This window comes from Pseudoalteromonas sp. NZS100, assembly GCF_015864815.1.
In the GTDB taxonomy this organism is placed as follows: domain Bacteria; phylum Pseudomonadota; class Gammaproteobacteria; order Enterobacterales; family Alteromonadaceae; genus Pseudoalteromonas; species Pseudoalteromonas distincta.
On record NZ_JADYWM010000053.1, the window covers coordinates 1 to 882 of the forward strand.

Here is an 882-nt window from a genome sequence, read left to right on the forward strand (position 1 = left end):
TAGGGCGTGTTGATCTTTGTGGTATGAAAAACAAACAGCATGAAGATAAGGTATAATTGAATTCGCCAGAAAACTTTACACCGAACCTACATGCCAAGATTAATGTTAACAGACGGGACATGGAATGTCTTATCAAAAGTAATGTACTTAAGTGGTCGAATTTATAATAAGCCCGACCATAGAAAAACGCTCGAAGGCATACTGTATAAGATGCGCACAGGTATTCCATGGCGAGATTTACCTTCTGATTTTGGCCGTTGGAGTGCTATCTACAGACGGTTTAATTTATGGTCCAAAAAAGGGATTTTGAATGAACTGTTTCGCGCATTATCTCGTGATGCGGACATGGATTGGGTCTTCATTGATGGCAGTATTGTCAGGGCTCATCAACATAGTTGCGGTGCAAGAACTGCTGACAATGAATCAATTGGAAAGAGCCGAGGTGGAAATTCTACGAAAATTCATCTTGCAGTTGATAGCGGAGGGTTGCCTGTTTATTATGAATTATCCTGTGGAAATACGCATGATATCGTCCATGCAGAGTCACTCGTAGCTAATTGCCCAACAAGTAATATGGTTGTCGCAGATAAAGGCTACGACAGTGAAAAACTGAGAGCGTTTGTTCGTGATAATAACGCTACACCCGTTATTCCACGTAAGGGCAACAGTTTAGTAGGCAATGAAGATATTGACTGGTGCATGTACAAATATCGGCACTTGGTTGAGAATGCATTTGGCCGTATTAAGCAATATAGAGGGATAGCCACGCGGTATGAAAAGCTTGAACGAAATTATCATTCAATGCTCGCTTTAGCATTTACTATGATGTGGCTACCAATGTGGGCTGATTGATATATGTACTACAAAGATCAACAGCCCCTA

General features: G+C 41.0%; 1 protein-coding gene. It reads left to right on the top strand.

Features of this window, described 5'->3' with window-relative positions:
- Nucleotides 1–90 precede the first annotated feature (90 nt).
- Nucleotides 91–852 (top strand): IS5 family transposase, encoded by a 762-nt coding sequence (locus I6E69_RS20440; RefSeq protein ID WP_024600859.1) that lies wholly within the window; start codon nt 91–93, stop codon nt 850–852.
- The last annotated feature ends 30 nt before the right edge of the window (nt 853–882 follow it).

Bases quoted from the DNA above. Each gene is read 5' to 3' on its own strand.
- I6E69_RS20440 (WP_024600859.1), top strand. From the start codon at position 91: ATGCCAAGATTAATGTTAACAGACGGGACATGGAATGTCTTATCAAAA.